A 21,802-nucleotide genomic window follows, 5' to 3' on the forward strand; every position below is an offset into this window, starting at 1 on the left:
GAAAAACTGACAAAATATTTTATTAACTGAGAATCAGAGAAGGTGATATGAAACAATTGAGCTTATTTGGCAATATCGCCATCCTGTTTAGTGCTTTTTACAGTCAACTGTGTTTTGCCCATGGCGATGCTCATTATCTGGGTAACAGTGCCGTTCTGGTACAAACTGAACAAAAAAAATCCTGTTTGATCCATTTTTCCATAACGATTTTGGTATTTATCAACTGGTACCGGAAGCAATGCACAGCGCCATCATGGCCGGTGCACCGCCCTACGACAACATCGACGCAATCGTGATAAGCCACGCCCATGAAGATCACTTTTCGGCTTACGATGTAGCTGAATACCTCTCTAAATTTCCAGACACGGTCTTAGTCGCTCCCCAGCAAGCGATTGATATGCTGAAAGAATATCGGGTGCCCAAACAACAGCTCCATGCCTTTAATCTGGATTTCAAAGCAGCGCCTGAGCAACAATTCATTAAGGGAATGCAGATCAGTGCCTTACGCATTCCTCATGCCGGATGGCCAGGCAGAAAAGATGTTCAGAATTTAATCTTCAGAGTGCAGTTGGGTGACAATTTCTCAGCAATGCATATGGGGGATGCCGATCCGGATGATAGCCATTACCTCCCCTACGAGGCGTTCTGGCAAGAGCAAATGACGTCCGTGAATTTTCCACCCTATTGGTTTTTTATGTCTGCGGAAGGCAGAGATATCCTGTATGAAATTTTGAATGTGAAAAAGCACATAGGGGTTCATGTGCCCAAACAAGTACCCAAATACCTGAAAGACAGTGATTACCGGTATTTTTCTACGCCAGGAGAAGTGCAAAGTATTGAATAACCCAGGTTATTTTTGACATAATTCAGCAATAACAGTGCACTATCTTAGACTGTTACAAAAAGCGATAACGCGCAAATTCCATACAAACCGTTCGAAACGCCTGGTTTTTCACCATTTGAACGTAAAATAATCAGATTAGTGGCAATATCCCTGATCTATTTTGCAAAAATGGTGTATACTGCCGCGCAATTTTTTTTTAACTCCAAAAAGTGAAGCCATGACAGACTTAGCTAAGTACAGAAATATTGGTATCTTCGCTCACGTAGACGCGGGGAAAACAACTTCTACAGAACGTATTCTTAAACTTACCGGTAAAATCCATAAAACCGGTGAGGTACATGACGGTGAATCAACTACCGACTTCATGGAACAGGAAGCAGAACGTGGTATTACCATCCAGTCAGCTGCAACAACCTGTTTCTGGAAAGATCACCGCTTAAACATTATCGATACTCCAGGACACGTTGACTTTACAGTTGAAGTATACCGTTCACTGAAAGTACTTGACGGTGGTGTAGGTGTATTCTGTGGTTCAGGTGGTGTTGAGCCACAGTCAGAAACTAACTGGCGCTATGCTAACGAATCTGAAGTATCTCGTATCATTTTCGTTAACAAACTGGACCGTATGGGTGCAGACTTCTACCGCGTTGTTGGTCAGGTTAAGAATGTATTGGCGGCTAACCCGCTGGTAATGACTCTGCCTATCGGTATCGAAGACGAATTCAAAGGTGTTGTAGATGTACTTTCTCAGAAAGCGTACATCTGGGATGATTCTGGTCTGCCAGAAAACTACGAAGTAGTTGATATCCCTGCAGATATGGTTGATAAAGCGGCAGAATACCGCGAGCAATTGATCGAAACTGCGGTTGAGCAAGACGACGATCTGATGATGGCTTACATGGACGGCGAAGAGCCTTCTATCGAAGACATCAAGCGTTGTATCCGTAAAGGTACACGTGATCTGGCATTCTTCCCAACTTACTGTGGTTCTGCTTTTAAGAACAAAGGTATTCAGTTGGTACTAGACGCCGTTGTTGATTACTTGCCTTCTCCAACAGAAGTTGATCCTCAGGATCTGACTGACGAAGAAACTGGTGAGCCTACTGGCGAAGTTGCAACAGTATCTGTTGACGAGCCGTTCCGTGCTCTGGCGTTCAAAATCATGGACGACCGTTTCGGTGCATTAACCTTTATCCGTATTTACTCTGGCAAGCTGAACAAAGGTGACACCATCCTTAACTCTGCAACAGGTAAAACTGAGCGTATCGGCCGTATGGTTGAGATGCACGCAGACGAGCGTACAGAATTAACTTCTGCACAAGCGGGTGACATCATCGCTGTTGTCGGTATGAAGAACGTACAAACTGGTCACACGTTATGTGATCCTAACAACCCTTGTACGCTTGAGCCGATGATCTTCCCTGAGCCAGTAATCTCTATTGCTGTTAAGCCTAAAGATAAAGGCGGCAACGAGAAGATGGGGATCGCTATCGGTAAACTGGTAGCTGAAGATCCGTCCTTCCAGGTTGAAACTGACGAAGAGTCTGGCGAAACCATCCTGAAAGGTATGGGTGAGCTGCACTTAGATATCAAAGTAGACATCCTGAAGCGTACTTACGGTGTTGAGCTGGAAGTAGGTCAACCTCAGGTTGCTTACCGTGAAAGCATCACTGCGCCTATCGAAGATTCTTACACTCACAAGAAGCAGTCTGGTGGTTCTGGTCAGTTCGGTAAGATCGACTACCGCATCCGTCCGGGTGAGCCAAATTCTGGCTTCAAATTCGAATCTGTGGTTGTTGGTGGTAACGTTCCTAAAGAATTCTTCCCTGCCATCGAAAAAGGCTTCAAGTCTATGATGGACCAAGGTGTTCTTGCTGGTTACCCGGTACTGGACGTTGAAGTTGAGTTGTACGACGGTGGTTTCCACGCAGTTGACTCCTCGGCTGTAGCCTTCGAAATCGCTGCTCGTGGCGCATATCGTCAGTCTATGCCTAAAGCTGGCCCGCAATTGATGGAGCCAATCATGAAGGTTGACGTATTCACGCCAGACGATCACGTTGGTGACGTAATCGGTGACTTAAACCGTCGTCGCGGCATGATCAAAGACCAGGAAGCTGGTGCAACAGGTGTACGTGTTAAAGCTGACGTACCTCTGTCTGAAATGTTTGGTTATATCGGTCACCTGCGTACTATGACTTCAGGCCGTGGTCAGTTCTCTATGGAGTTCTCACACTACATGCCTTGTCCTAATGCAGTAGCTGAAAAAGTTATCGAAGAAGCCAAAGCGCGTAAAGCAGCTAAATAAGTGCTTCTGACAAGCTGAATCAAAAAGCCCCGGCAAATGCCGGGGCTTTTTTTATGCAGAATCGGTTAAAAACAAGAACAGTAAAACAGGCTTACCCCTGGCGCATAACCTCCTGCCAGTCGTTTTCCAACTTTGCAATCAATTGCCCCAGTTCCTGACCTGATTCATAAGGGTTTGTTTCCCAGCCTTCAAGTTGACCGTCAAACTCGACCGCTTTGTCTTTCAATAAATGTAACAAGTAACTCAAATTTGGGGTATTCGGAACAATACTTATATTGGCCCAGCAGCGCCATTTATTCAGATGTTGCTGAAACGCATCTATATCGGTATCAAAACCTTCACAAGCAAGGAGTTCCGCGAGTTTTTTAGCGCCCGACTCAGAGCTATGTTCAAGGTAAAATGATAAGGAAACCCGCGTGTTGATATCCAGATTGCGATGTTTTAATCCAATGGTTATTTCTCTAATCCATTCTATTACTGATCTGTTTTCTGGTATCATTCGTGGCCTCCGGACAGTTTTACTGTCGCCTGTAAACGAGTCGAATATAATAATTAAAAATCAGTGACATTACTGATGTCAGCAGAGAGTTAGGTATACATTTTAATACCTTAATAGTATATCACGTTATACGCCCCCCTCGCCGGCCATACCCCAATCAGCGTGACATTGCATTGTTTTTGAATTAACTGCGCAATAAAATACCCTGTATCGGATTAATCCTGCGGTGGCGCAATGAACAGAAGACAAAAGACGTGTGAGCTACATTCAGAGACAAGTGTCGCAAACAAGCACACAATTGAAGCATTTTCTCTCGCCACCAGCCAAAACCTGAAATTGAATCTCAAAGCGATTTGGGAAGAACTCGCGCGTCAATCAAGAGGCCAGGAAAATGTCCTGTGTTTCCCTTATCATTTGATCCGGCAACAAAGTGAGCAACAGGCTGTTGCTTGCCGCCATAGCTATTCAGGTACCCCCTTAACACGCAGTGAATCCCGTCACATCCAAAGTATTGAAGTTGAAATTCTGGCTCTGGATACGGCATTTAAGTGCAGCTCGTTTAATGTCGGTAACGAGTTTTATGCCGACATCAACCGGTTACTGCTTGCATTAAAAATTATTTTTCAGGAGTTTAAAGACAATATCAATGCGGACTACCAGGCGCGTCTTGTGCTATTTGAACAACACATCACGCAGTTGATAGCAGAATTAGTCGAACTCATCACTCATAAATGATTGGTCACAACCGCGGTTCGCTGTGATTTAGACCAAAAATTCACTTAAATTCCTAATAAAAATTGGTTAATTTCACAAAACCGTCTTCGAAAATCACTATCCCTTTGTTTTTATTGAATTTTATATATGGCCTCAGATTTGCTGACCAGAGTATGACGTAGAAAAAGAAAACGAGGAAGCCCCTATGTACTCAGATGAAGATCTCAACGAAGCAATCGGAAAGGGTATCTTTAGCACCCAATCCGTTAACGAATTCAGACAGCACTTTGCGCAATCTCGCAATATCCATCAGGTTGATGAAGAAAACTTTCGACTGCTCAGCGGTTTCAATGATGTTTTTGTGGTTATTGCCAGTGCCCTGCTTCTGGCCTCATTGACCTGGCTGGGCTTTGAAAATCAGCCGGTTTTAGGCGCAATCGCATTAGCCGCCGGCTCCTGGGGGTTAGCAGAAGTATTTGTTAAACGAAAACGCATGGCGCTGCCCGCCATAGGGTTGTTGATTACCTTTCTGGCGGGGCTATTCGCAATACCGGTTACCCTGTTCGGTGCTGAGCAGCAGGTGCATGAGGCTCAGTTTATCGCCGCCGGACTACTGACAGTCTTTGGCGCCTGGGTTCACTGGCAACGATTCCGTGTCCCGGTAACAGTTGCAGCAGGTATGATAGCGCTATTGCTGGGCACCTTTGGGGTATTATTCCTGCAATATCCAGAAATACGTTACTTTTATCAACCTTATCTTGCCGTTGCGGGGTTATTGACCTTTGCTGTTGCAATGTATTGGGATGCCCGGGACCCGCTAAGACAAACCCGTAATTCAGACATCGCTTTCTGGTTGCACCTGTTATCAGCGCCGCTGATTGTGCATCCCATATTTAGCACGCTGGGCATATTTTCAGGGGTAACTGGTTACTCTACCGCGCTGTTAGTGTTAGCTCTGTACGCGCTGCTGGCATTAATATCTATTATTGTCGACAGACGGGCGATCATGGTTTCAGCTCTGGTATACGTGGTGTACGCAATGAGTGGTCTGTTGGAAAACTATGGACTCGTTAGTTATAGCATGGCTTTGACTGGTATCTTTATCGGCGGTAGTCTGCTGTTGCTGTCGGCCTACTGGCAGCAAACCCGTCACGCCATTGTTGCTCTGTTGCCGGGCAAAGCGCAGAGTTATTTACCGTCACTGCAATAGCGAAAAGGCAATTGCGCGGCGCCTGTCGCGCATTGTCAATTTTTAACTGAACCGTTATGGGTGTCGCTACCTTGAATATCAGAGACTGGCACATCTGAAATTTGAATACCGCAGGAGCCTAGACCGGACTCGTCAGGCAGGCAGGCAAACTATCCGCACAAAGCCACAGGCCCTATAGATATTTTTTTAACATCGCTGTCAATATATCTCGTTTTATCGGCTTGGTAAGGTAATCGTTCATGCCGGCTTCTTTGCCCTTTTGCTTATCTTCTTTCATCGCATTGGCAGATAAGCCAATTATCGGAATGTCGTTGTAACCTTTATCCCGAATCGTTTTTGTTGCCGTATAACCATCCATTTGTGGCATCTGAATATCCATCAAAATGGCATCGTAATGGGGGAAATTGCTAATTTTACTGACGGCGACAACACCGTTTTCTGCTATATCAAAAGTCAGGCCCAATGTTTTCAAAAGCTCCCCGGCTACCACCTGGTTGATATCGTTATCTTCCACCAACAGGATATGTCCGTTTAAACGCGTTTCATGATATACAGTGGCGGCTGCACTGTCGGTAATATCGCTGCGTTCAGTGACAAAATCAGAAATAAAATTCTTAAATTGCAACGGGCTGAATGGCACGGCTAACGCCAGGTAACGGGCGTCCGTCATGTTTAAGGTATCTGAAATTAAAGTATTAATAATGATGCCAATCCGTATCCTGTTTTCCAGTAAACCCGGTAATTCACTTAAGAACTGTCGCAAATCCGCAGGAGACTCAATATCAATAAGTAAATGTGTTATATCCTGTCGTTGCAATAGCGTAGCCAGTGCCTGTTTCGCAACACGTTTGTTTCTCAGCCCCACACTGTCGCAATAGAACTCATCAATAAAATTTTTGTCAGTGACATAAATACTGTTTTCCGGCAAACAGGGCAGACCATCCAATATAGACGGTTGCTTTTTAAACGCACTGAGGGGTAATTGCACATAAAAGCAACTCCCCTTGCCGGGCTCTGATTCAGCGTCTATCTTTCCGCCCATCAAATTTAGTAGCTGAGTCACAATAGAGAGCCCCAACCCTGTACCACCATATTTTCTGTCGGTTGAACCATCTGCCTGCTCAAAAGGTTTGAAAATTTTCTCTAACTGCTCTTCATTCATGCCGATACCGGAATCTTTCACCGCGATACGCAACTGCAATTCATTGCCCTGAGTATTCAACTCACCGCCAAATCGAATTTCGATTTGGCCATGTTCCGTAAATTTGACGGCATTGTTACAGATATTCATCAGGATCTGTGAAAGTCGCAGTGGATCACCCACGACTTTGTTGGGCAGGTTGGGGTCAATATCCAGTTTGATCTGTAAGTTCTTTTCTTTTGTTCTCAGCGAAACTACCGAAATTAAATTATCAATAAAGCCATGCAGCTCAAAACTGCTTTTTTCGATTTCCATTTTACCGGCTTCAATTTTGGAAAAATCCAGAATGTCGTTGATTACCGTCATTAGTATTTCACTGGAATAGGACGCTTTTTCCAGATAAGAGCGCACCTCCTGTTGGTTCGTCTTTTTCGTGGCCAAATCGATTAATCCAATTATACCATTCATGGGGGTGCGAATTTCATGACTCATATTCGCCAAAAACATACTTTTGGAAATCGTTGCTTTCTCCGCTTTTGATTTCGCCTGCATCAATTCCTGATTCAGTTGCGTCATGCGGTCATTGGTATTCTGCGTCTCTGCGAGTAATTGTTGTGTTTCATTATTCTTGTCGCTAAACACCTGTGCCGCAATTGCCAAGGCGCCTATTTCATCTTTGCGCTCTAACCCAGGAATAGCACCGACCTTTTCATTTCTGGCCAGTTTGTTAAAGACTTCGGTAATAGACCTGATGGGCGTTAATATGCTTAAAACCGTATAAACCGCCGCGGCAAAAGCCAGCAAAATGGCAATGATAGAAAATAGATAACTATGAATTTCAGCTTTTTGCACCAGCTGTTGAGATTGTTGTCGGTTGCGTTCCAGCGTCTGTGCGACGTCTTCCACCAACGTAGTGCTGAGATACAGAAACTCGTTCGCCGCCCCGGCCATCACCACGTTCACCAAAAACAAATTTCCCTGAATTAACTGAGTCAGGGCCAAAAAATCACTACGTGCCGTTTCAATTTCTTTGAATTGTGCAGCGCGTATTGTCTCGGGTAACTCACTGAGTCTGGACTCAAGAAATAACAAGCTGTCATTAAACTGATTAATATGAACACTACTGGGTTGCACTGTATAGCGGATAGAAGCAATTTCTGCCTCACTGACATGCCAAAGTAATTGTTGAATGAGCGCGTGAAGCGATGGCTCATTTTTGATACCCATTAACCGGCTCTTTATCTCGTCCAGCCGTTTAATAGTGCCTTGCTTTAACAACTCTTCGCGTTTTGCACGGGCAGCCACCACCTGTTCGAAATTGGACTGATAATCCTGCAAGTGTGCCTGCATTCTTTGTAACAGGTTATCATTCAGCAAACTGGGTAAATCAGACTCGTGTAGTGCTTCAAATCGCGCAAGGTTCGCGTTGATTTTATCCATAGTTCGGGTGAACCGGGTAACCGCTGACGGACTTCCGGTATTGATAAACAACAGTACGGTGCGTTGCAGGTTTAACAGATCATATTCTATTTCTTTCACCTGCTTTAGATCAGCAAATGACAGCGCAGAATTATCCAGTGCCGTACTTAATTGCAACTGACTCTTTTGGTTGAGAAAGGTCTGCAGTAAAAACAGAACGATCAATGCAGCGATAACAAATATCAACTGTGAGCGAATTGATCTTAACATCCAGAAAATCCTTACCCGGTAATAAACTCATACCATTTTTGCAAACTGTATTCGTAGGTCGGCATCACGGTATTCCATACAGCTACATTCCCCAATCGCTCGGTATAGCTGCCCCCGGCTCTGATTTGTCCTTGTTTTACAGACACTTTGCCATCGTGTCCTCTCAGGTCTGTCTGTGCGGGTAGCCCCCCGTACCAATAATCCCATTCAGCCTGACTTAGAAACCCGGCTGAACGCTGTGGATTGGAAATATAGTAGCCCTGTCTCGCAATAAATGCTCCAGGCCATCCGGAGAGCCACCAATTCATATAGTCATAAGCAGCTTCCTTTTCCCTTCCTTTGGTGGCGGCTGACAGGCACATTACCCCGTGCCAGCCCCGATAACCTTCTTTCGGCGCGGCAAATCTGACCGGTATATCCTGTCCATTCAGGCTTGAAACTGCCGGTGAGAACATACTTTCAATGACCACGCGGCCAGACTTCATAAACTCTACAGACTCAGGTACCGATGTCCAAAAACCATTGAAATGGCCATCCAGTTTTAGGTTGAGAAGCACAGTAAACAATGCATCCATTTCCGATTCAGTGATAGCGCCGATATCGTTGAAGGTCACTAAACCTTTGGCCTGAGCTGCCAGAGCTAAGTCAAACAACCCAATGGTGGGATCATTGACAATAGCAACCTTCCCCTTAAATTCCGGGTCCAGAAGCCAGCCCCAACTTTCGTTATCCGCTTTAAAGCGGTCTGGCATTTTGTTAACCACATAACCAAATGAGTCAACATTATGGACGTAGGGCAAAAAACTAATTTCATCCGTGTGTTGTGCTGACAGTGAACCGTCTTTTTGCACATGGAGAATTTTATGCGGTGCATCACCGGCACCAATTTTCGCTTTTTCCGAAATTTTACCGGTTTTGGTTAAATCGTTGATTTCATCCCAGTAGCGCAATCTGCGCTTTTCTATGGGTTGAATGGCCTGAGAACGCCATAACACATTGATGCTGTTAGACCACTGCTCATACAGATCAAAACTCTGTGGATTTACCGAAGCTTTTTGCGAAACGGCGGCACTACCTTTGGGTTCAAACATCAGGCGAATTCCCAGATCAGCTTCCGCCTGTTCTCTTATTGCTTCTCTGAGAGTGACATGAGTCCCCAACACCCGAAGAACAGGCTTAGGCTTACCGATCGCAAAAGGCGCAGCACCAGCAGATACCGTCGCCAATGCCCCTTTGAGAAAATGTCGTCTTGTTGTTGACCCCGAACTTCCAGTGTCTTTTGGTTCCGCCATGTGTAAGCACCAATACTTTTATCACCGATAAAGCGTGGCACTGCGTAATGAATTTCGCAACTATCCATTAGTATATATTCGCTGACTGAACAACAATTCCAATGTCACAACAACCATCAGAAACAATTTGGAAATATTTTTCACATCACAATAATAGCGTTCCTTTAAAAAGGGAGTGGATAGCGTTTTAACAGATTAACCACTTCACTGTGCAACTCATCAGACAGACTCACATCAAATGCGTTGAGATTCTCCTGTAGTTGCGCCATGCTCGTGGCTCCGATGATTGTGGCAGTGACACCGTCCACCTGATCACACCAGGCTAAAGCCAGCTGCGCTGCCGTCAGCCCATGTTGCTCAGCAAGCGATTTGATTTCGGTAACGGCCTGCTCAACAACAACACTATCTCTGAATAAGCCATTGCGTTGCGCTATCGTCCAGCGACTACCTTCAGGTCTGGCCCCATTGAGATACTTTCCGCTCAATACACCGCCCCCCAATGGTGACCAGGGTAAATAAGCAATATCTTCGTGAATACATTGTTCAATCAGGTATGGCCAATCTTTGGTGTGCAACAGGTTGAATTCGTTTTGGATCGAGACCATGCGCGGCAAACTGTACCTGGTGCTGAGCTTCAAATACTCACTGATGCCCCAGGTCGTATCATCAGAGAGTCCGCAGTAGCGAATTTTCCCGGCGTCCACACACTGTTTTAAGGCCTGCAAAATTTCCAACATTTGACCGGAAGCTGCCTGAGAGTCAGTATCAGAAAATTTGACCTCGCCGGGCCAATGATTGCCAAAGTGCGGGTGACGACGGTTTGGCCAATGTAACTGATACAAGTCAATATAGTCTGTTTGTAACCGTTGCAAAGAGGCATCTACAGCGGCAATCACAGCTTCACCAGAAATTGGCGAACCGTCGCGAATCCAACTGAGGCCCGGGCCAGCTATTTTCGTGGCCAACACCAGATCTCGACGCCTTTCTTTGTTATTGTTCAACCAATTCCCGATAATGGTTTCAGTGGCGCCATAGGTTTCAGATCTGGGTGGAATCGAATAAAGTTCGGCGGTATCGATAAAATTAACGCCATTTGCCACGGCATAATCTAGTTGTTGGTTTGCCTCTTGCTGGTTGTTTTGCTGACCCCACGTCATCGTTCCCAGGCAAACTCTGGACACCTCTAACCCGCTACTACCTAATCTGGAATATCGCATTGTGACTTCCTGTAATGTGTATGAAATGAAGAAATATATTGAGAAGTATGAATGTCGCCAGACCGAGAGACCAGAAGGCCTCTGGAGTAGTTACTAAGCTGCCTCTGCAGCAGTTTGCGCAGCAACCAATTTGGCGTAATGGCTATTTGGCTGAGCAACCAACTCTTTGTGTTTCCCTGTCTGCACAATCTGACCGTCATTCAGGACGACAATCTTATCAGCATTCATGATAGTTGACAGCCTGTGTGCAATGATTATGGTGGTGCGCCCCTGCATCAGTGTTTGCAGAGCGTGCTAAGCAAGTTGCCCAACGGCCTTGTCGTTACAAACCTTCGAGTATTGAGATGTGTTTGTGATTGCTTTTCAACCAGAACTCATGTTTAAAGCAATTAACTTTTATCGTTTTTTTGTTTCTCCTGAATTTTACTCAGTACTGACTTTTCCCGCTTTTTACCCAGGCTCTTAGCTAATTTCTTCATACTCACGGTGCGATCATTTTCGTCCACAATATCAATGCCTAAAAGCGTTTCCAGAAGGTCTTCCATGGTAATAATACCTTCCAGCCCGCCGTACTCATCAACCACCAAAATCATATTGGCACGTTGGCTTAAGAACTTGTCAAAAGCTGATGATAATGGCATGCCAGCCAGCATCACGATCATGTCTTTTTTGTATTCAAATAACTGTTTCTGGCCATTGCCACGTGCCTGTGCCAGCAGCAAATCCGACTTCATCACAAAACCACTGATTTTTTCAGGCTCATTTTCTTCATAAATAGGGATCCGTGAAAACTCGTTATTGTCGTGCTTGTGAAAGTAGGTTTCGACGGTCATACGCTCGGGTAGTGAAAAAACCACGGTTCGATGGGTCATGGCGTCTTTGATCTTTAGCTCATGCAGGTTCAACAGGCTCTGCATAAAATTCATTTCGTGAACGGCTAACTGACCTTCCTGTGCTGAAATTTCCGCCATAGCCAACATCTCCCCGCGGCTTAAGCCACGCAATGGGCTTTCTTCTTTAAAGCCGCTGGTTAATTTTTCTGACATTTTTACAAAGGGATAAAGCACGATAATCAGATACTTGAGGAAAAACGCTGTAAGTGGCGCTAGTTGTCGCCAATAGGTGGCACCTAATGTCTTTGGAATAATTTCCGAAAAAACTAAAATCAGTAGGGTCAGCACAGCAGAAATAATACCCAGATAGGCATCGCCAAACACCACGGCGGCTTGCGCCCCTGCCCCTGCGGCCCCCATCGTATGAGCAATGGTGTTGAGAGTCAGTATTGCAGATAACGGCTTATTGATGTCAGCTGACAAATCTCTCAACAACTTTCCCGTTGGTTTGCCATCCCGCTCCATTAAAGAAATATAAGCCGATGAAACACTCAGAATTACAGCTTCAGCAACAGAACATATAAACGAAAAACCCAAAGCAATCAGTACGTATGTGATCAGTAGTAGCACTACTTTTTCCTTTCCAATCTGTGAATCAATTAAAACGCTTCTGCATAGTAAGACAATTTTGAGGCTTTTTCAGCGAAAACAAGATTATTACTATTTTGTAGTAATTAATACTTGCCATCTTCATCCAATTAATACTACATTGTAGTCATAATTATTTTGAGAACAGTACTATGGCTGACAAAGAAAAGTTTTTGGGGGAATTTGAACAGGTGGTGCTGTTAGCTTGCTTGCATCTGGGAAAAGAGGCGTATGGGGCCTCCTTGCGACAATTATTACAGCAAGAAATTCAGCGAGATGTCGCCATTGGAGCCCTCTATTCAACGCTGGAAAGACTGGAGAAAAAAGGCATGGTTACCTCCCACTTTGGTGAAGCCACTGCAGAGCGGGGTGGTAAACCCAAACGCTTTTTTGAAGTAACGGCGAAAGGACAGCAATCTCTAAAACGCGCCAGGGAAGCAATGGATACCCTTTGGCAAGGGATTTCAATTCGCACTTATAGCCGCTAACGATAACACCATGGAAAATTCAAACAGTTCAGATCCACGTCCTCCGGCACTGGCTAATCGTATTTTGAATCTGGTGGTACCTGCTCATCTCAGAGAGAGCATAACAGGTGATCTGGAAGAAGAATTTACAACCTTGTTGAAATACAACAAGCAAAACGCCACACGCTGGTATTGGAGACAAACGATGCAAACCTCACTACATTTTTTCGCACAATATCTTGCCACTGAATCGCTACTTAAAAAACTGGTGATTGCTGTTACCCTGGTGCTGTTTCCGACACTGGTATTGATGATTTCATGGTTGAGTAATATGGACCATGACACCTCAGAACATATCTGGCAGAGCCTGTTACAGGGCCAGGTACACACTTTTCTTTTTGAAGCTGAAGTTTTATCTCTTGGCACAGACAAACTGCTCTCTGACTTCGATTTGGGCATGTATTTCAATACGCCAGCCACTCTCTGGACCCTGTTTGCCCTGGCGGCACTTTATATACGCAATAAACGTGCAGATTTCTCTGCTCATCAAGCTGCCGCATGGTGCACAATGTTAATGCTGCTTCCCTACTTGTTTGGACTGATCTATATCGAGATCATTCAACCCCAAGCCCGTCATGTAGGACCTCCGGTAGCATTCATGACCCTATCCATTGTTTACCTGATTCTTCCGATGGCGTGGTTTATTCTGAGCAAATCTAAAAAGTAAGACAGGCTCACAAAAAAAGATGCAAACCGAGCAATTATTAGAGGACGTTGAGCAGGAAGAAGGTGCTCAGGGCTGGTTGGCCACATTTGCCGATCTTATGTCGCTACTTATGTGCTTTTTTGTTCTGTTATTGTCCTTTTCTGAACTGGACGTGCAGAAATTCAAACAAATCGCCGGTTCTATGAAATATGCCTTTGGTGTGCAAAATAAAATTAATGTTCAGGATATCCCTAAAGGTACCAGTGTAATAGCTCAGGAATTTCGCCCAGGTAAACCAGACACCTCGCCAATGACACGCATCGAACAGGTAACCTTTGAGCAACAACACAGCTTTACAGAAGATATTGCGCCATCCAAAAGTAAAGTTGAGCATAACAGTGATAATTTAAATGGGCAGCATAAACCTGAGCCAGATGTGCTACGCAACAAAGTCAGAAACGCCTTGAAAGACCAGATTAACGCCGGACAATTCGAACTGGATAATCAGGGACAGCAACTGGTTATTCGGATAAAAGAACATGGTTCCTTTGCTTCTGGCAGTGGATTTCTGCAACCAAAATTAAAAACCACATTGCAAAAGCTCAGCGATATTTTAGCTGATATACCTGGCCAATTAATGGTGTCAGGTCATACGGACAGTCGCCCATTAAATAATGAGTTATTCCGGGACAACCTGGAACTTTCTGCGGTCAGGGCTATTTCGGTGGCACGGGTGCTAAACTACAACGGACAACTAAACAACCTCATCGTCAGGGGCATGGCTGCCAGCCAGCCACTGGTGCCCAATGATAGCCCGGAAAATATGCGCCAAAACCGGCGGGTTGAAATCACCATATCGCAAGGTAAAGCCACAGAGTCCGCATTTTTGCCTCTGTTACCCGAATAAATGAAATGTTAAGAGAGAATTCTGTAAATGGATAAAGGCTCAGTCATCGGCATATTCCTGGTTATTTTTGCGATTGTTGCCGGTATATCCACCGGCGGTGAATCCATCAGCAACTACATCAGCCCCAGCTCAATCGCCATTGTTATACTGGGGACCCTCGGGGCAACTATGTTGAGTGTCAGGCCGAAAGTGTTTCTCAATGCCACGGGCAATATCTGGCTGGCTTTTAAAAGTAACAGTCACAATATGGAAGAGACTATCGACGTCTGTATACGAATGGCGGATAAATCCAGAAAAGGCGGTTTATTAGCACTGGAAAATGAACAGCTTGATGATCCTTTTGTAGCCAAAACAGTGGATATGCTGGTAGACGGTTACGATCATGAAACCATTGATGCCTTGCTTAATAAAGAAATCTATCTCACCCGGGAGCGCAACCAACAATCAGTAAAAGTAATGAAGACCTTTTCTGAGTTTGCTCCCGCCATGGGCATGGTGGGTACCTTAATTGGTCTGGTTGCTATGCTGCAAAATATGGAGGACCCAAAAACTATAGGCCCCAGTATGGCAATAGCACTGTTAACCACACTATATGGCGCCTTGATTGCCAATGGCATTACAACGCCTTTAGCGAAAAAGCTCAACGCCCGCAGTAATGAAATATTGCTCTATCAAACCCTGGTCAAAGACGCTGCGCTTAAGATCATGCAGGGGCAAAACCCCAAAGCTACCTATGAATTTCTGCAAACCTACGTGGAAACTCACAGGCGCAAATCATCAGATGAACTTAAACAAATCATTTCAGGAGGGTAATCCGCTGACTTTTTAAACCTGTACCTCGGTAGGCTTTATTCAGATGAAAAATTGCTTTAGCCTAAACGAAGTGTTTCTTTTTTTTGTTGCATTAAGGGTTATTGATATTAACAAAATGCTGGAATTTAAAAAGCTCAATCCCCTCTATTGCAAATGGATTATCGCCCTGACTTTTATTTTGAACCCCATATCTTCTGAGCTATACAGACCCTGGATCTATAAAAATAATGTCTGGGATTTTGGTGTTGCAAACTCAATGACCAGTTACCTGGGATGTATAACACTCATCTTCCTTGCCATTTATTTAGATAAACTGCAACCAACTCTCAAAACCATTGTTGCGGTTACTGGCGGGTGTGTGCTCTACGAGTGCATTCAACCCTTTTTTAAACTGGGTGTGTTTGATATTGGCGACATCGTCGCCGTGCTGTTGGCTAGCTTGTCTGTCATTGTTATCTTGCCCACCAAAATCATCCCCATAAAAAGCAAGCATCAAACAACTACCAATAACTAATTTCAAACAGTCGTTTAAATTTTTAACAAGCCTGCTACACTCAGTTATCAAGCTGACCATTCAAGGATAATCATGTTAAAAGCAGAATACCAACAACGTGGGCCTGTGCCTCAGGACGTCATTCAGGCAATTGAATTTGAAGCGCCTGAATTACAAGCAGATGAAGTCTTACTGGAATTGCAGGCCTCCCCTATTAATCCTTCTGATGTGCTTACCTTAACCGGCTTATATGGCATTTTACCGCCTTTACCGGCAATTGGCGGTAATGAAGGTGTCGCCAGAGTGGTATCGCTGGGAAGTAATGTCACAGGCCTGGTCGAAGGCCAGTCGGTATTGCTACCTGTAGGGCTTGGCACCTGGTCAACTCATATTGTTGCGCCGGCTAAAAAGCTCATCCCATTGCCTGAAGGAGCGGATCCGCAACAGCTTTCAATGCTTTCCATAAATCCACCGACGGCGGCATTAATGCTATCAGAGTTTGCCGATTTAAAACCCGGCGACTGGGTTATCCAAAACGCAGCCAATTCAGCGGTGGGCAATTACTTGATCCAACTGGCTAAGTTAAAGGGCCTCAGAACGATTAATATTGTACGTCGCGAATCACTGATACAGCCTTTACAGGATATCGGCGCAGATCTGGTTTTGGTGGACGGCGATGATTTACCTAAACGAGTTCGCAAAGCCACCGACAAAGCCGACATTAAACTGGCTATTGACGCAGTAGGCGGAGCGGCATCTAACCGACTAGCTGATTGCCTGGCCACTCAGGGTACGCTGGTAAACTATGGCATGATGAGTGGAGAAGCGGCGCAGGTTTCGTCTGCAAACCTGATTTTCAAAGATATCACTGTAAAAGGTTTCTGGTTGGCTTTGTGGTTTCAACACGCCAGCAACGAAGCACAGCAAAAGCTGTATAACGAATTAGCGATGCTGATAGCTACCGGCAAACTATCAGCCCCCATTGACAAGGTCTTCAAGGTGGCAGACATTAAAGAAGCGGTTGCTTATGCCGCACAAGGCGAACGCAATGGCAAAGTACTGGTAACCGCATAAAAGCTCTACGGCGACTTTAACAAGTCGCCTTATTTACTTTCTGACATCGACAAACTTTTACTCCTTTATTTTTATTGCTCCTCAAACTTTTTCATATTGATTGACGACTTACATAACAATTCCCTGACAAAAGGTCATTGTTATGAAAAGTTTAGCCAAAATCGTTATTACGTCTGCTACCGGTTTATTAATCTCCATCTATGCACTGGCAAATCAGACATTACCTGCAACATACGCCGCTGCCATTAACGATTGTCAAATCGTTAAACACATTGCGCTGTCGGAAGAAGAGACCAAAGCCTGGTTGAAAATCCAGTCCCTGGAAGAACAGATGAAATCCATCCACCAACCCTTAAAATCGGTTGAAAAACAGCTTTCAGGTTATGGTAAAGAAATTGAGGAACTAACCAGATTAGCCATCCAGGAGACTGAACAAACACTGTACATCGACAAAGAACTGATGAAAGAGCAGCAAATTGTGGCCGATAAGCTGTCAGCTTTGATGACGGTCCATGAGGCAGATTTTGAAGTGTTGGGCAGTCTGGGAGAACAAATTAGCGCCGAAGCCGATATATTTAGCGACACTATTGAAGATGCTTTTACCGGGCTGGATTACCAAAGGGTTGAGATCTATTCTGCAAAAGAAGGTCCAAATCTGGACTACTGCTCTGCAGATAGCATGATGTGATCACTATAACGCTTGTAACAGGGCGGTTTCCCGCCCTGTTGTTCCGTCTTATAGCAGGCTGATACCCGGACTGACCACCGAAGATTCAGCAGTGCGCGCTCTTGCAACGTTTGCAGAGTACTCGGTACTACTGATGGTATCCACATAGTGCCATTCACTTACCACTTTATCAGCCGTAAAAGTCAGAGTCATAAAACCCCGGTCCATGGCATTCACGTATTGCAGATCCTCGACTAACTGTTGAATACCAGCTTCCGTTGCCGCCAAATCTTCGGGAGCGATACCCAGATACACTTCCAGACCGGGAGAAGACACCGAAGGCGTCGCAAACTCGACACCGACAATATCCCCATTAACATCTTTTAAGTTGTTAGCCCAGGCGTTATGAGTATCACCGGCCAATACCACCAGGTTTTTATTCAATTGTTTGGCGGTTGCTAACACGACTTCCCGTTCGTATGCGTAACCATCCCATGCATCCAGGTTGTATGGAATAGAAGGTAAACTTAACAGAGTCATCACCTCAGGTGTTAGCCGTGCACTGTTTGCTTGCAGATACGCCAGTTCCTCTGCCGTCAGTGTAGGATCTCCGGCTTGTGCACGTTGAGCCAATATCGCAATCTGCGCCAATTCAGCAAATTGACTCACCGACAGTTGTTGAGTGGCGATCGCCGCAGGTAGCATCATACGGCCCATCAACACCTGCTGGCCCAGTACTTGCCAGGTAGCTGTAGACATAGTCATAGCACCTTGCAACCACTGCAATTGTTCCGCGCCCAGCATAGTGCGATTGGTATCACTAACATCAGCAGTGAAGCTGGCGGCATCTAACGCGCCTGTAGCAGGGTCTATATAATTGGCGTAATCGAGTTGCTGATCTCTCGCCACAACACGCGTATCCAACATATACAAGTCCAACAGATTACCAAAATTAAACTGCCGGTTAATGACTTCATTATTATCTTCGATTACCGGTCTGATTGGCATCCATTCGAAGTAAGCCTGTAGCGCGCCTAACTTACGCTCCTCAAAGTCTCCTTCTTCGACCTGATGGTTTTCAGCACCATCTCGCCAGGTGTCATTGGTAACTTCGTGATCATCCCACACTGCGATAAACGGTACTGCGGCGTGTAATTTTTGCAGGCTCAGATCTGTATGGTATTGTGCATAACGCGTGCGATAATCACTTAGAGACACTAATTCTGTTTCAGGTAATACTTCCCGGCCCATAGCGGCAGCATTTTCACTGGCATAACCATTCCGGCCATATTCGTAAATATAGTCGCCTAAATGCAGCACCGCATTTAGTCCTTCTTGCTCCGCGGCTAAATCATAAACATTAAAATATCCAGCCGGAAAATTTGAACAAGACATAACAGCCAGTTTAACAGCAGAAACATCGCCTTCAGGTAAGGTTTTAGTTACGCCAACGGGTGATGTACTTTCTCCGCTGATAAAGCGATAGTAATAGGTACTATTCGCTGCCAGATCAATCGCATCGATTTTCAATGTATAGTCGGTATCGGCTGAAATGTTAGCAGAACCATTTGTGACCAAAGTCTGAAATTCAGCATCACTGGCCACTTCCCAACTGACGGGCAACTCCCCATCAAAGCCTTCTTCAACCGGGGTAACCCGGGTCCAGAGTATGACTGCAGACTGTGTCGGATCGCCACTGGCAACCCCGTGTTCAAATGCAACAGGTATTGGTGTGGGCTCAGGTACGGGTGTCGGTTCGGGCACTTCAGGCAACGACAAATCGTTACCATCAAAACAGGCCATCAATCCGGAAGATACAATGGCTAAACCCACTCCCCTGGAAGTGAGCTTTAAAAAATGACGTCGGGACAGAGTATTTATTTTCATGGGTCTTTTCTTATATATTAGGGTTTTAAGAACGTATCATGACCCGATCTGATGACAGCTATGTTAAAAACAAATAACTAAATTCACACTTACAAGACAGCGTTTACGGATACTTCAATTTTAAAATGAGCTTAGAGTCCAGTTCAGACTTTCGTAGCGCATCTTGCCAGACCAGGTCAAATAACTCCTCAAAGCTGCCATCGGATTGCATTTCTTTCAAGGCTTTTTCTAAATCCAGGGCCAAATGCGCATTCTCTTTGCTAAAATAAAAGTTAAAACTGATGGGGTAATACAGCGCGATACTGGGAGAAACGATCATGTCTTTTTCCCGAAAATGTTCTAATTCTGACCAGGCCTCGAACACACTACGCGGCAAGTAGTCTACCCTACCCAGCTCCAATAACTTGAACAAACCAGCATAAGAACTGGTACCCTGAACGGTAAAGCCGTTTGCTTTGAGGATTTGATAATCAAGCCAGTCTGGTGACAAACCGGCGACATTTCGTTGTAACTTAACCCGGTCCAATTGTTTAAACTTTTCCAGGTTATTTTGCTGAATAAAAAGCAAACGATAACCGAATAAACCTTTATATATATCGAAATTAACTTCTTTTAAGTTCTCTTGTCGCTCTGCGGTAGAAATAGCCCAAAAGACGTCAATACCAAGTCCTTTTTCTACCAGCTTTAAACTGCGTCCTCTGGGCATTTGCAACTCGCCTGGATAAAGATCGTATTCTGAGAGTGATTCTGAGCGGGAAAATGCCAGACGCAACAATTGCAACGGGTAGCCCGTTCGTTCATCAAAATGTGCCTCTGCTTTGGGGTAGTACAACTTATTCGCCTGCGCCTGCACAGCACAGGCGATAACACCTAACAACAGCAAAACTAAGGCTTTACGCTTCATGAAATGTCCATCACTTAAGTTTTAAACTCAACATTCCTAAGTGTAGCAATTAATTGCGGTAAATTAATTTACGAAGACAGCAAGGGTATAAACAATTTCTTGATAGGCCGCAGTAACAGACCAGAAACATACATTGAGCTAACTTTGACGAATCGCCGCAGTTAGCTCGTGATAACGGGGAGAAAAATTACATAAATGGTTCTTTGTAGAGAATAATCACAGCTATTACCAAAATTGCTAAAGAAATAAAGACCTTGATCATATCGTTTAGCACCTTCGAAACTGCATCAGACATGTTTACCTCACATGCAAAAACCGTTTTGAGATCGAAATAATAATCCTAAATCTCCGTCTCAGCACTAAAATAAAATAACCAAAGATCAGATAGTTACAACTCTCCTTCTTTTACAATAATCAGTAAACGAGACTCAACATAATACCCCGATTGGTTGGCTTGCTCCTTTAGATTAGCGCAGCTAATCGCTAGTTAAGATAAAACAGAACTCTCACATGGGGGTGAAGCCCGTCTCGGACGAAGCGAATACCTGGAGCTTTGTCAGGGCTGAACGACCCGGCAAGGGTGACGGTCATCAGGGATGTGTTTACGACGAACCTGCACAAACAACCATTACTTAGCCCGGCCGAACGACTGCACATGGGTGAAACCCGTTTAAAAATAGCGAATACCTGGAGCTATTTTAGGGTTGAACGCGAGACAAGGGGACGTCGAGCTGGAAGCCCCTACCATGGAAGGTTTAAACCTCATAGCTTAAACACAAACAAAAATAGATTACTTCAAGTTACTAAAACGCTGGCTGCCATAAGCTACATGGATGTAGTGAATGTCGTTTTTGCAGGAGCAAAAAACGACCTTCAGGGACGTTTGTCCCCCGTACACTAATCAGAGTGCATGTGATGAAGTTAAGTTGATGGGTTAGGTTTCTCTTGTGAATTAGCGCAGCTAATCGCTATTTAGGGAGAGGGCTATCCGGCTGTATTGACACAGCAACTGAACTTTTCGGAATGACAAATGCAAAAAAGGGCTACCCAAACGGATAGCCCTTTCTCTAACCAGGAGCCTGGCGGTTCCCTGCATGGATGCAGGAGATTAGAGCAACGCAGGACGCAGTTGCCGAGTGCTACTCTCACATGGGGGTGAAGAGGGTGTTTACAGCTGCGCAGCAGCGGCCCTCTGAACGACCGGAGCTCTGCGACGGGCCGGGAGTCCACTTCGTGAAGCGCTGACCGTGAGGTAGTGACACCAACCTTCGATTTGATGAAGGGTTACCCTGGATAAGAATAAATGTGCAGGACTGAATAAATCGCAGGCAATAAAAAAGGGTTACCTTGCGGTAACCCTTCTTCAAATTGGGAGCCTGGCGGTGTGCTACTCTCACATGGGGAGACCCCACACTACCATCGCCGCTAATACGTTTCACTGCTGAGTTCGGAATGGATTCAGGTGGTTCCGTATCGCTATGGCCGCCAGACA

General features: G+C 45.0%; 21 protein-coding genes and 1 rRNA gene. 12 read left to right on the forward strand and 10 right to left on the reverse strand.

Annotation, left to right across the window (positions count from 1 at the left end; genetic code table 11):
• Window positions 1–47 precede the first annotated feature (47 nt).
• The 3 genes from LJ740_RS13480 (at window position 48) to fusA (ending at window position 3,149) form a co-directional block, all read left to right on the forward strand.
• Window positions 48–296, forward strand: a complete 249-nt coding sequence (locus LJ740_RS13480; protein WP_229529613.1) for a hypothetical protein — start codon at window positions 48–50, stop codon at window positions 294–296.
• Window positions 224–844 carry an MBL fold metallo-hydrolase gene (locus LJ740_RS13485; protein WP_229529654.1) on the forward strand — a complete coding sequence of 207 codons (621 nt, stop codon included), beginning with the start codon at window positions 224–226 and terminating at the stop codon, window positions 842–844. The genes LJ740_RS13480 and LJ740_RS13485 overlap by 73 nt, the downstream gene beginning before the upstream one ends.
• A 217-nt stretch (window positions 845–1,061) precedes the next feature.
• The gene (gene fusA / locus LJ740_RS13490; RefSeq protein WP_229529614.1) at window positions 1,062–3,149 is read left to right on the forward strand and encodes an elongation factor G; all 2,088 of its coding nucleotides are present in this window, start codon (window positions 1,062–1,064) and stop codon (window positions 3,147–3,149) included.
• A 91-nt stretch (window positions 3,150–3,240) separates the two neighbouring features.
• On the opposite strand, the gene LJ740_RS13495 is transcribed toward fusA, so the two are convergent.
• Window positions 3,241–3,648, reverse strand: coding sequence for a ribonuclease E inhibitor RraB (locus LJ740_RS13495; protein WP_229529615.1), 408 nt, complete (start codon window positions 3,646–3,648; stop codon window positions 3,241–3,243).
• A gap of 234 nt (window positions 3,649–3,882) precedes the next feature.
• Between LJ740_RS13495 and LJ740_RS13500 the strand changes: the two genes are divergently transcribed.
• Entirely contained in the window at window positions 3,883–4,383 is a 501-nt protein-coding gene (locus tag LJ740_RS13500; protein ID WP_229529616.1) for a hypothetical protein, read from the forward strand.
• 184 nt (window positions 4,384–4,567) lie between these two features.
• Window positions 4,568–5,572 (forward strand): DUF2339 domain-containing protein, encoded by a 1,005-nt coding sequence (locus LJ740_RS13505; RefSeq protein ID WP_229529617.1) that lies wholly within the window; start codon window positions 4,568–4,570, stop codon window positions 5,570–5,572.
• Window positions 5,573–5,744: 172 nt separating this feature from the next.
• On the opposite strand, the gene LJ740_RS13510 is transcribed toward LJ740_RS13505, so the two are convergent.
• The 5 genes from LJ740_RS13510 to LJ740_RS13530 form a co-directional block, all read right to left on the reverse strand.
• Complete coding sequence (locus LJ740_RS13510; RefSeq protein WP_229529618.1) at window positions 5,745–8,402, reverse strand: ATP-binding protein; 2,658 nt, start codon at window positions 8,400–8,402, stop codon at window positions 5,745–5,747.
• An 11-nt stretch (window positions 8,403–8,413) separates the two neighbouring features.
• On the reverse strand, window positions 8,414–9,694 hold the full coding sequence (locus LJ740_RS13515; RefSeq protein WP_229529619.1) for an ABC transporter substrate-binding protein: 1,281 nt from the start codon (window positions 9,692–9,694) through the stop codon (window positions 8,414–8,416).
• A gap of 164 nt (window positions 9,695–9,858) precedes the next feature.
• Window positions 9,859–10,911 carry an aldo/keto reductase gene (locus LJ740_RS13520; protein WP_229529620.1) on the reverse strand — a complete coding sequence of 351 codons (1,053 nt, stop codon included), beginning with the start codon at window positions 10,909–10,911 and terminating at the stop codon, window positions 9,859–9,861.
• Window positions 10,912–11,004: 93 nt separating this feature from the next.
• Window positions 11,005–11,139, reverse strand: coding sequence for a hypothetical protein (locus tag LJ740_RS13525; RefSeq protein WP_324255611.1), 135 nt, complete (start codon window positions 11,137–11,139; stop codon window positions 11,005–11,007).
• A gap of 161 nt (window positions 11,140–11,300) precedes the next feature.
• Window positions 11,301–12,374: a CNNM domain-containing protein gene (locus LJ740_RS13530; protein ID WP_229529621.1), complete on the reverse strand. Its 1,074-nt coding sequence runs from the start codon at window positions 12,372–12,374 to the stop codon at window positions 11,301–11,303.
• Window positions 12,375–12,544: 170 nt separating this feature from the next.
• Here LJ740_RS13530 and LJ740_RS13535 point away from each other — a divergent pair, with 170 nt between their 5' ends.
• Genes LJ740_RS13535 through LJ740_RS13550 form a run of 4 tightly spaced genes read left to right on the forward strand, consistent with a single transcriptional unit; the run spans window position 12,545 to window position 15,285 of the window.
• A complete protein-coding gene (locus LJ740_RS13535) occupies window positions 12,545–12,880 on the forward strand; it encodes a PadR family transcriptional regulator (protein ID WP_229529622.1) in 336 nt (111 codons plus the stop codon).
• 10 nt (window positions 12,881–12,890) lie between these two features.
• Window positions 12,891–13,586: a permease prefix domain 2-containing transporter gene (locus LJ740_RS13540; RefSeq protein ID WP_229529623.1), complete on the forward strand. Its 696-nt coding sequence runs from the start codon at window positions 12,891–12,893 to the stop codon at window positions 13,584–13,586.
• 19 nt (window positions 13,587–13,605) lie between these two features.
• The gene (locus LJ740_RS13545; RefSeq protein ID WP_229529624.1) at window positions 13,606–14,472 is read left to right on the forward strand and encodes a flagellar motor protein MotB; all 867 of its coding nucleotides are present in this window, start codon (window positions 13,606–13,608) and stop codon (window positions 14,470–14,472) included.
• A gap of 27 nt (window positions 14,473–14,499) precedes the next feature.
• Entirely contained in the window at window positions 14,500–15,285 is a 786-nt protein-coding gene (locus tag LJ740_RS13550; RefSeq protein WP_229529625.1) for a motility protein A, read from the forward strand.
• Between the two features lie 304 nt (window positions 15,286–15,589).
• On the opposite strand, the gene LJ740_RS13555 is transcribed toward LJ740_RS13550, so the two are convergent.
• A complete protein-coding gene (locus LJ740_RS13555) occupies window positions 15,590–15,778 on the reverse strand; it encodes a hypothetical protein (protein ID WP_229529626.1) in 189 nt (62 codons plus the stop codon).
• A 93-nt stretch (window positions 15,779–15,871) separates the two neighbouring features.
• Here LJ740_RS13555 and LJ740_RS13560 point away from each other — a divergent pair, with 93 nt between their 5' ends.
• Both LJ740_RS13560 and LJ740_RS13565 read left to right on the forward strand, forming a co-directional pair.
• On the forward strand, window positions 15,872–16,852 hold the full coding sequence (locus tag LJ740_RS13560; protein WP_229529627.1) for a zinc-dependent alcohol dehydrogenase family protein: 981 nt from the start codon (window positions 15,872–15,874) through the stop codon (window positions 16,850–16,852).
• Between the two features lie 142 nt (window positions 16,853–16,994).
• The gene (locus LJ740_RS13565; protein ID WP_229529628.1) at window positions 16,995–17,540 is read left to right on the forward strand and encodes a hypothetical protein; all 546 of its coding nucleotides are present in this window, start codon (window positions 16,995–16,997) and stop codon (window positions 17,538–17,540) included.
• 48 nt (window positions 17,541–17,588) lie between these two features.
• Here LJ740_RS13565 and LJ740_RS13570 read toward each other — a convergent pair whose 3' ends face one another.
• Both LJ740_RS13570 and LJ740_RS13575 read right to left on the reverse strand, forming a co-directional pair.
• Window positions 17,589–19,406, reverse strand: a complete 1,818-nt coding sequence (locus LJ740_RS13570; protein ID WP_229529629.1) for an alkaline phosphatase D family protein — start codon at window positions 19,404–19,406, stop codon at window positions 17,589–17,591.
• Between the two features lie 103 nt (window positions 19,407–19,509).
• Window positions 19,510–20,310 carry a transporter substrate-binding domain-containing protein gene (locus tag LJ740_RS13575; protein ID WP_229529630.1) on the reverse strand — a complete coding sequence of 267 codons (801 nt, stop codon included), beginning with the start codon at window positions 20,308–20,310 and terminating at the stop codon, window positions 19,510–19,512.
• Window positions 20,311–20,820: 510 nt separating this feature from the next.
• Here LJ740_RS13575 and LJ740_RS23150 point away from each other — a divergent pair.
• Entirely contained in the window at window positions 20,821–20,946 is a 126-nt protein-coding gene (locus tag LJ740_RS23150) for a hypothetical protein (RefSeq protein ID WP_267498245.1), read from the forward strand.
• 738 nt (window positions 20,947–21,684) lie between these two features.
• On the opposite strand, the gene rrf is transcribed toward LJ740_RS23150, so the two are convergent.
• Window positions 21,685–21,800 (reverse strand): 5S ribosomal RNA (gene rrf / locus LJ740_RS13580).
• Window positions 21,801–21,802: the final 2 nt, after the last annotated feature.

Origin of the sequence: Planctobacterium marinum (genome assembly GCF_020687805.1) — a bacterium.
In the GTDB taxonomy this organism is placed as follows: Bacteria; Pseudomonadota; Gammaproteobacteria; order Enterobacterales; family Alteromonadaceae; genus Planctobacterium; species Planctobacterium marinum.

Coding starts and splice junctions, on each gene's coding strand:
- LJ740_RS13480 (WP_229529613.1), top strand. CDS start 48: ATGAAACAATTGAGCTTATTTGGCAATATCGCCATCCTGTTTAGTGCT.
- fusA (WP_229529614.1), top strand. CDS start 1,062: ATGACAGACTTAGCTAAGTACAGAAATATTGGTATCTTCGCTCACGTA.
- LJ740_RS13495 (WP_229529615.1), bottom strand. CDS start 3,648: ATGATACCAGAAAACAGATCAGTAATAGAATGGATTAGAGAAATAACC.
- LJ740_RS13500 (WP_229529616.1), top strand. CDS start 3,883: ATGAACAGAAGACAAAAGACGTGTGAGCTACATTCAGAGACAAGTGTC.
- LJ740_RS13505 (WP_229529617.1), top strand. CDS start 4,568: ATGTACTCAGATGAAGATCTCAACGAAGCAATCGGAAAGGGTATCTTT.
- LJ740_RS13510 (WP_229529618.1), bottom strand. CDS start 8,402: ATGTTAAGATCAATTCGCTCACAGTTGATATTTGTTATCGCTGCATTG.
- LJ740_RS13515 (WP_229529619.1), bottom strand. CDS start 9,694: ATGGCGGAACCAAAAGACACTGGAAGTTCGGGGTCAACAACAAGACGA.
- LJ740_RS13520 (WP_229529620.1), bottom strand. CDS start 10,911: ATGCGATATTCCAGATTAGGTAGTAGCGGGTTAGAGGTGTCCAGAGTT.
- LJ740_RS13525 (WP_324255611.1), bottom strand. CDS start 11,139: ATGAATGCTGATAAGATTGTCGTCCTGAATGACGGTCAGATTGTGCAG.
- LJ740_RS13535 (WP_229529622.1), top strand. CDS start 12,545: ATGGCTGACAAAGAAAAGTTTTTGGGGGAATTTGAACAGGTGGTGCTG.
- LJ740_RS13540 (WP_229529623.1), top strand. CDS start 12,891: ATGGAAAATTCAAACAGTTCAGATCCACGTCCTCCGGCACTGGCTAAT.
- LJ740_RS13545 (WP_229529624.1), top strand. CDS start 13,606: ATGCAAACCGAGCAATTATTAGAGGACGTTGAGCAGGAAGAAGGTGCT.
- LJ740_RS13550 (WP_229529625.1), top strand. CDS start 14,500: ATGGATAAAGGCTCAGTCATCGGCATATTCCTGGTTATTTTTGCGATT.
- LJ740_RS13555 (WP_229529626.1), bottom strand. CDS start 15,778: ATGCTTGCTTTTTATGGGGATGATTTTGGTGGGCAAGATAACAATGAC.
- LJ740_RS13560 (WP_229529627.1), top strand. CDS start 15,872: ATGTTAAAAGCAGAATACCAACAACGTGGGCCTGTGCCTCAGGACGTC.
- LJ740_RS13565 (WP_229529628.1), top strand. CDS start 16,995: ATGAAAAGTTTAGCCAAAATCGTTATTACGTCTGCTACCGGTTTATTA.
- LJ740_RS13570 (WP_229529629.1), bottom strand. CDS start 19,406: ATGAAAATAAATACTCTGTCCCGACGTCATTTTTTAAAGCTCACTTCC.
- LJ740_RS13575 (WP_229529630.1), bottom strand. CDS start 20,310: ATGAAGCGTAAAGCCTTAGTTTTGCTGTTGTTAGGTGTTATCGCCTGT.
- LJ740_RS23150 (WP_267498245.1), top strand. CDS start 20,821: ATGGGGGTGAAGCCCGTCTCGGACGAAGCGAATACCTGGAGCTTTGTC.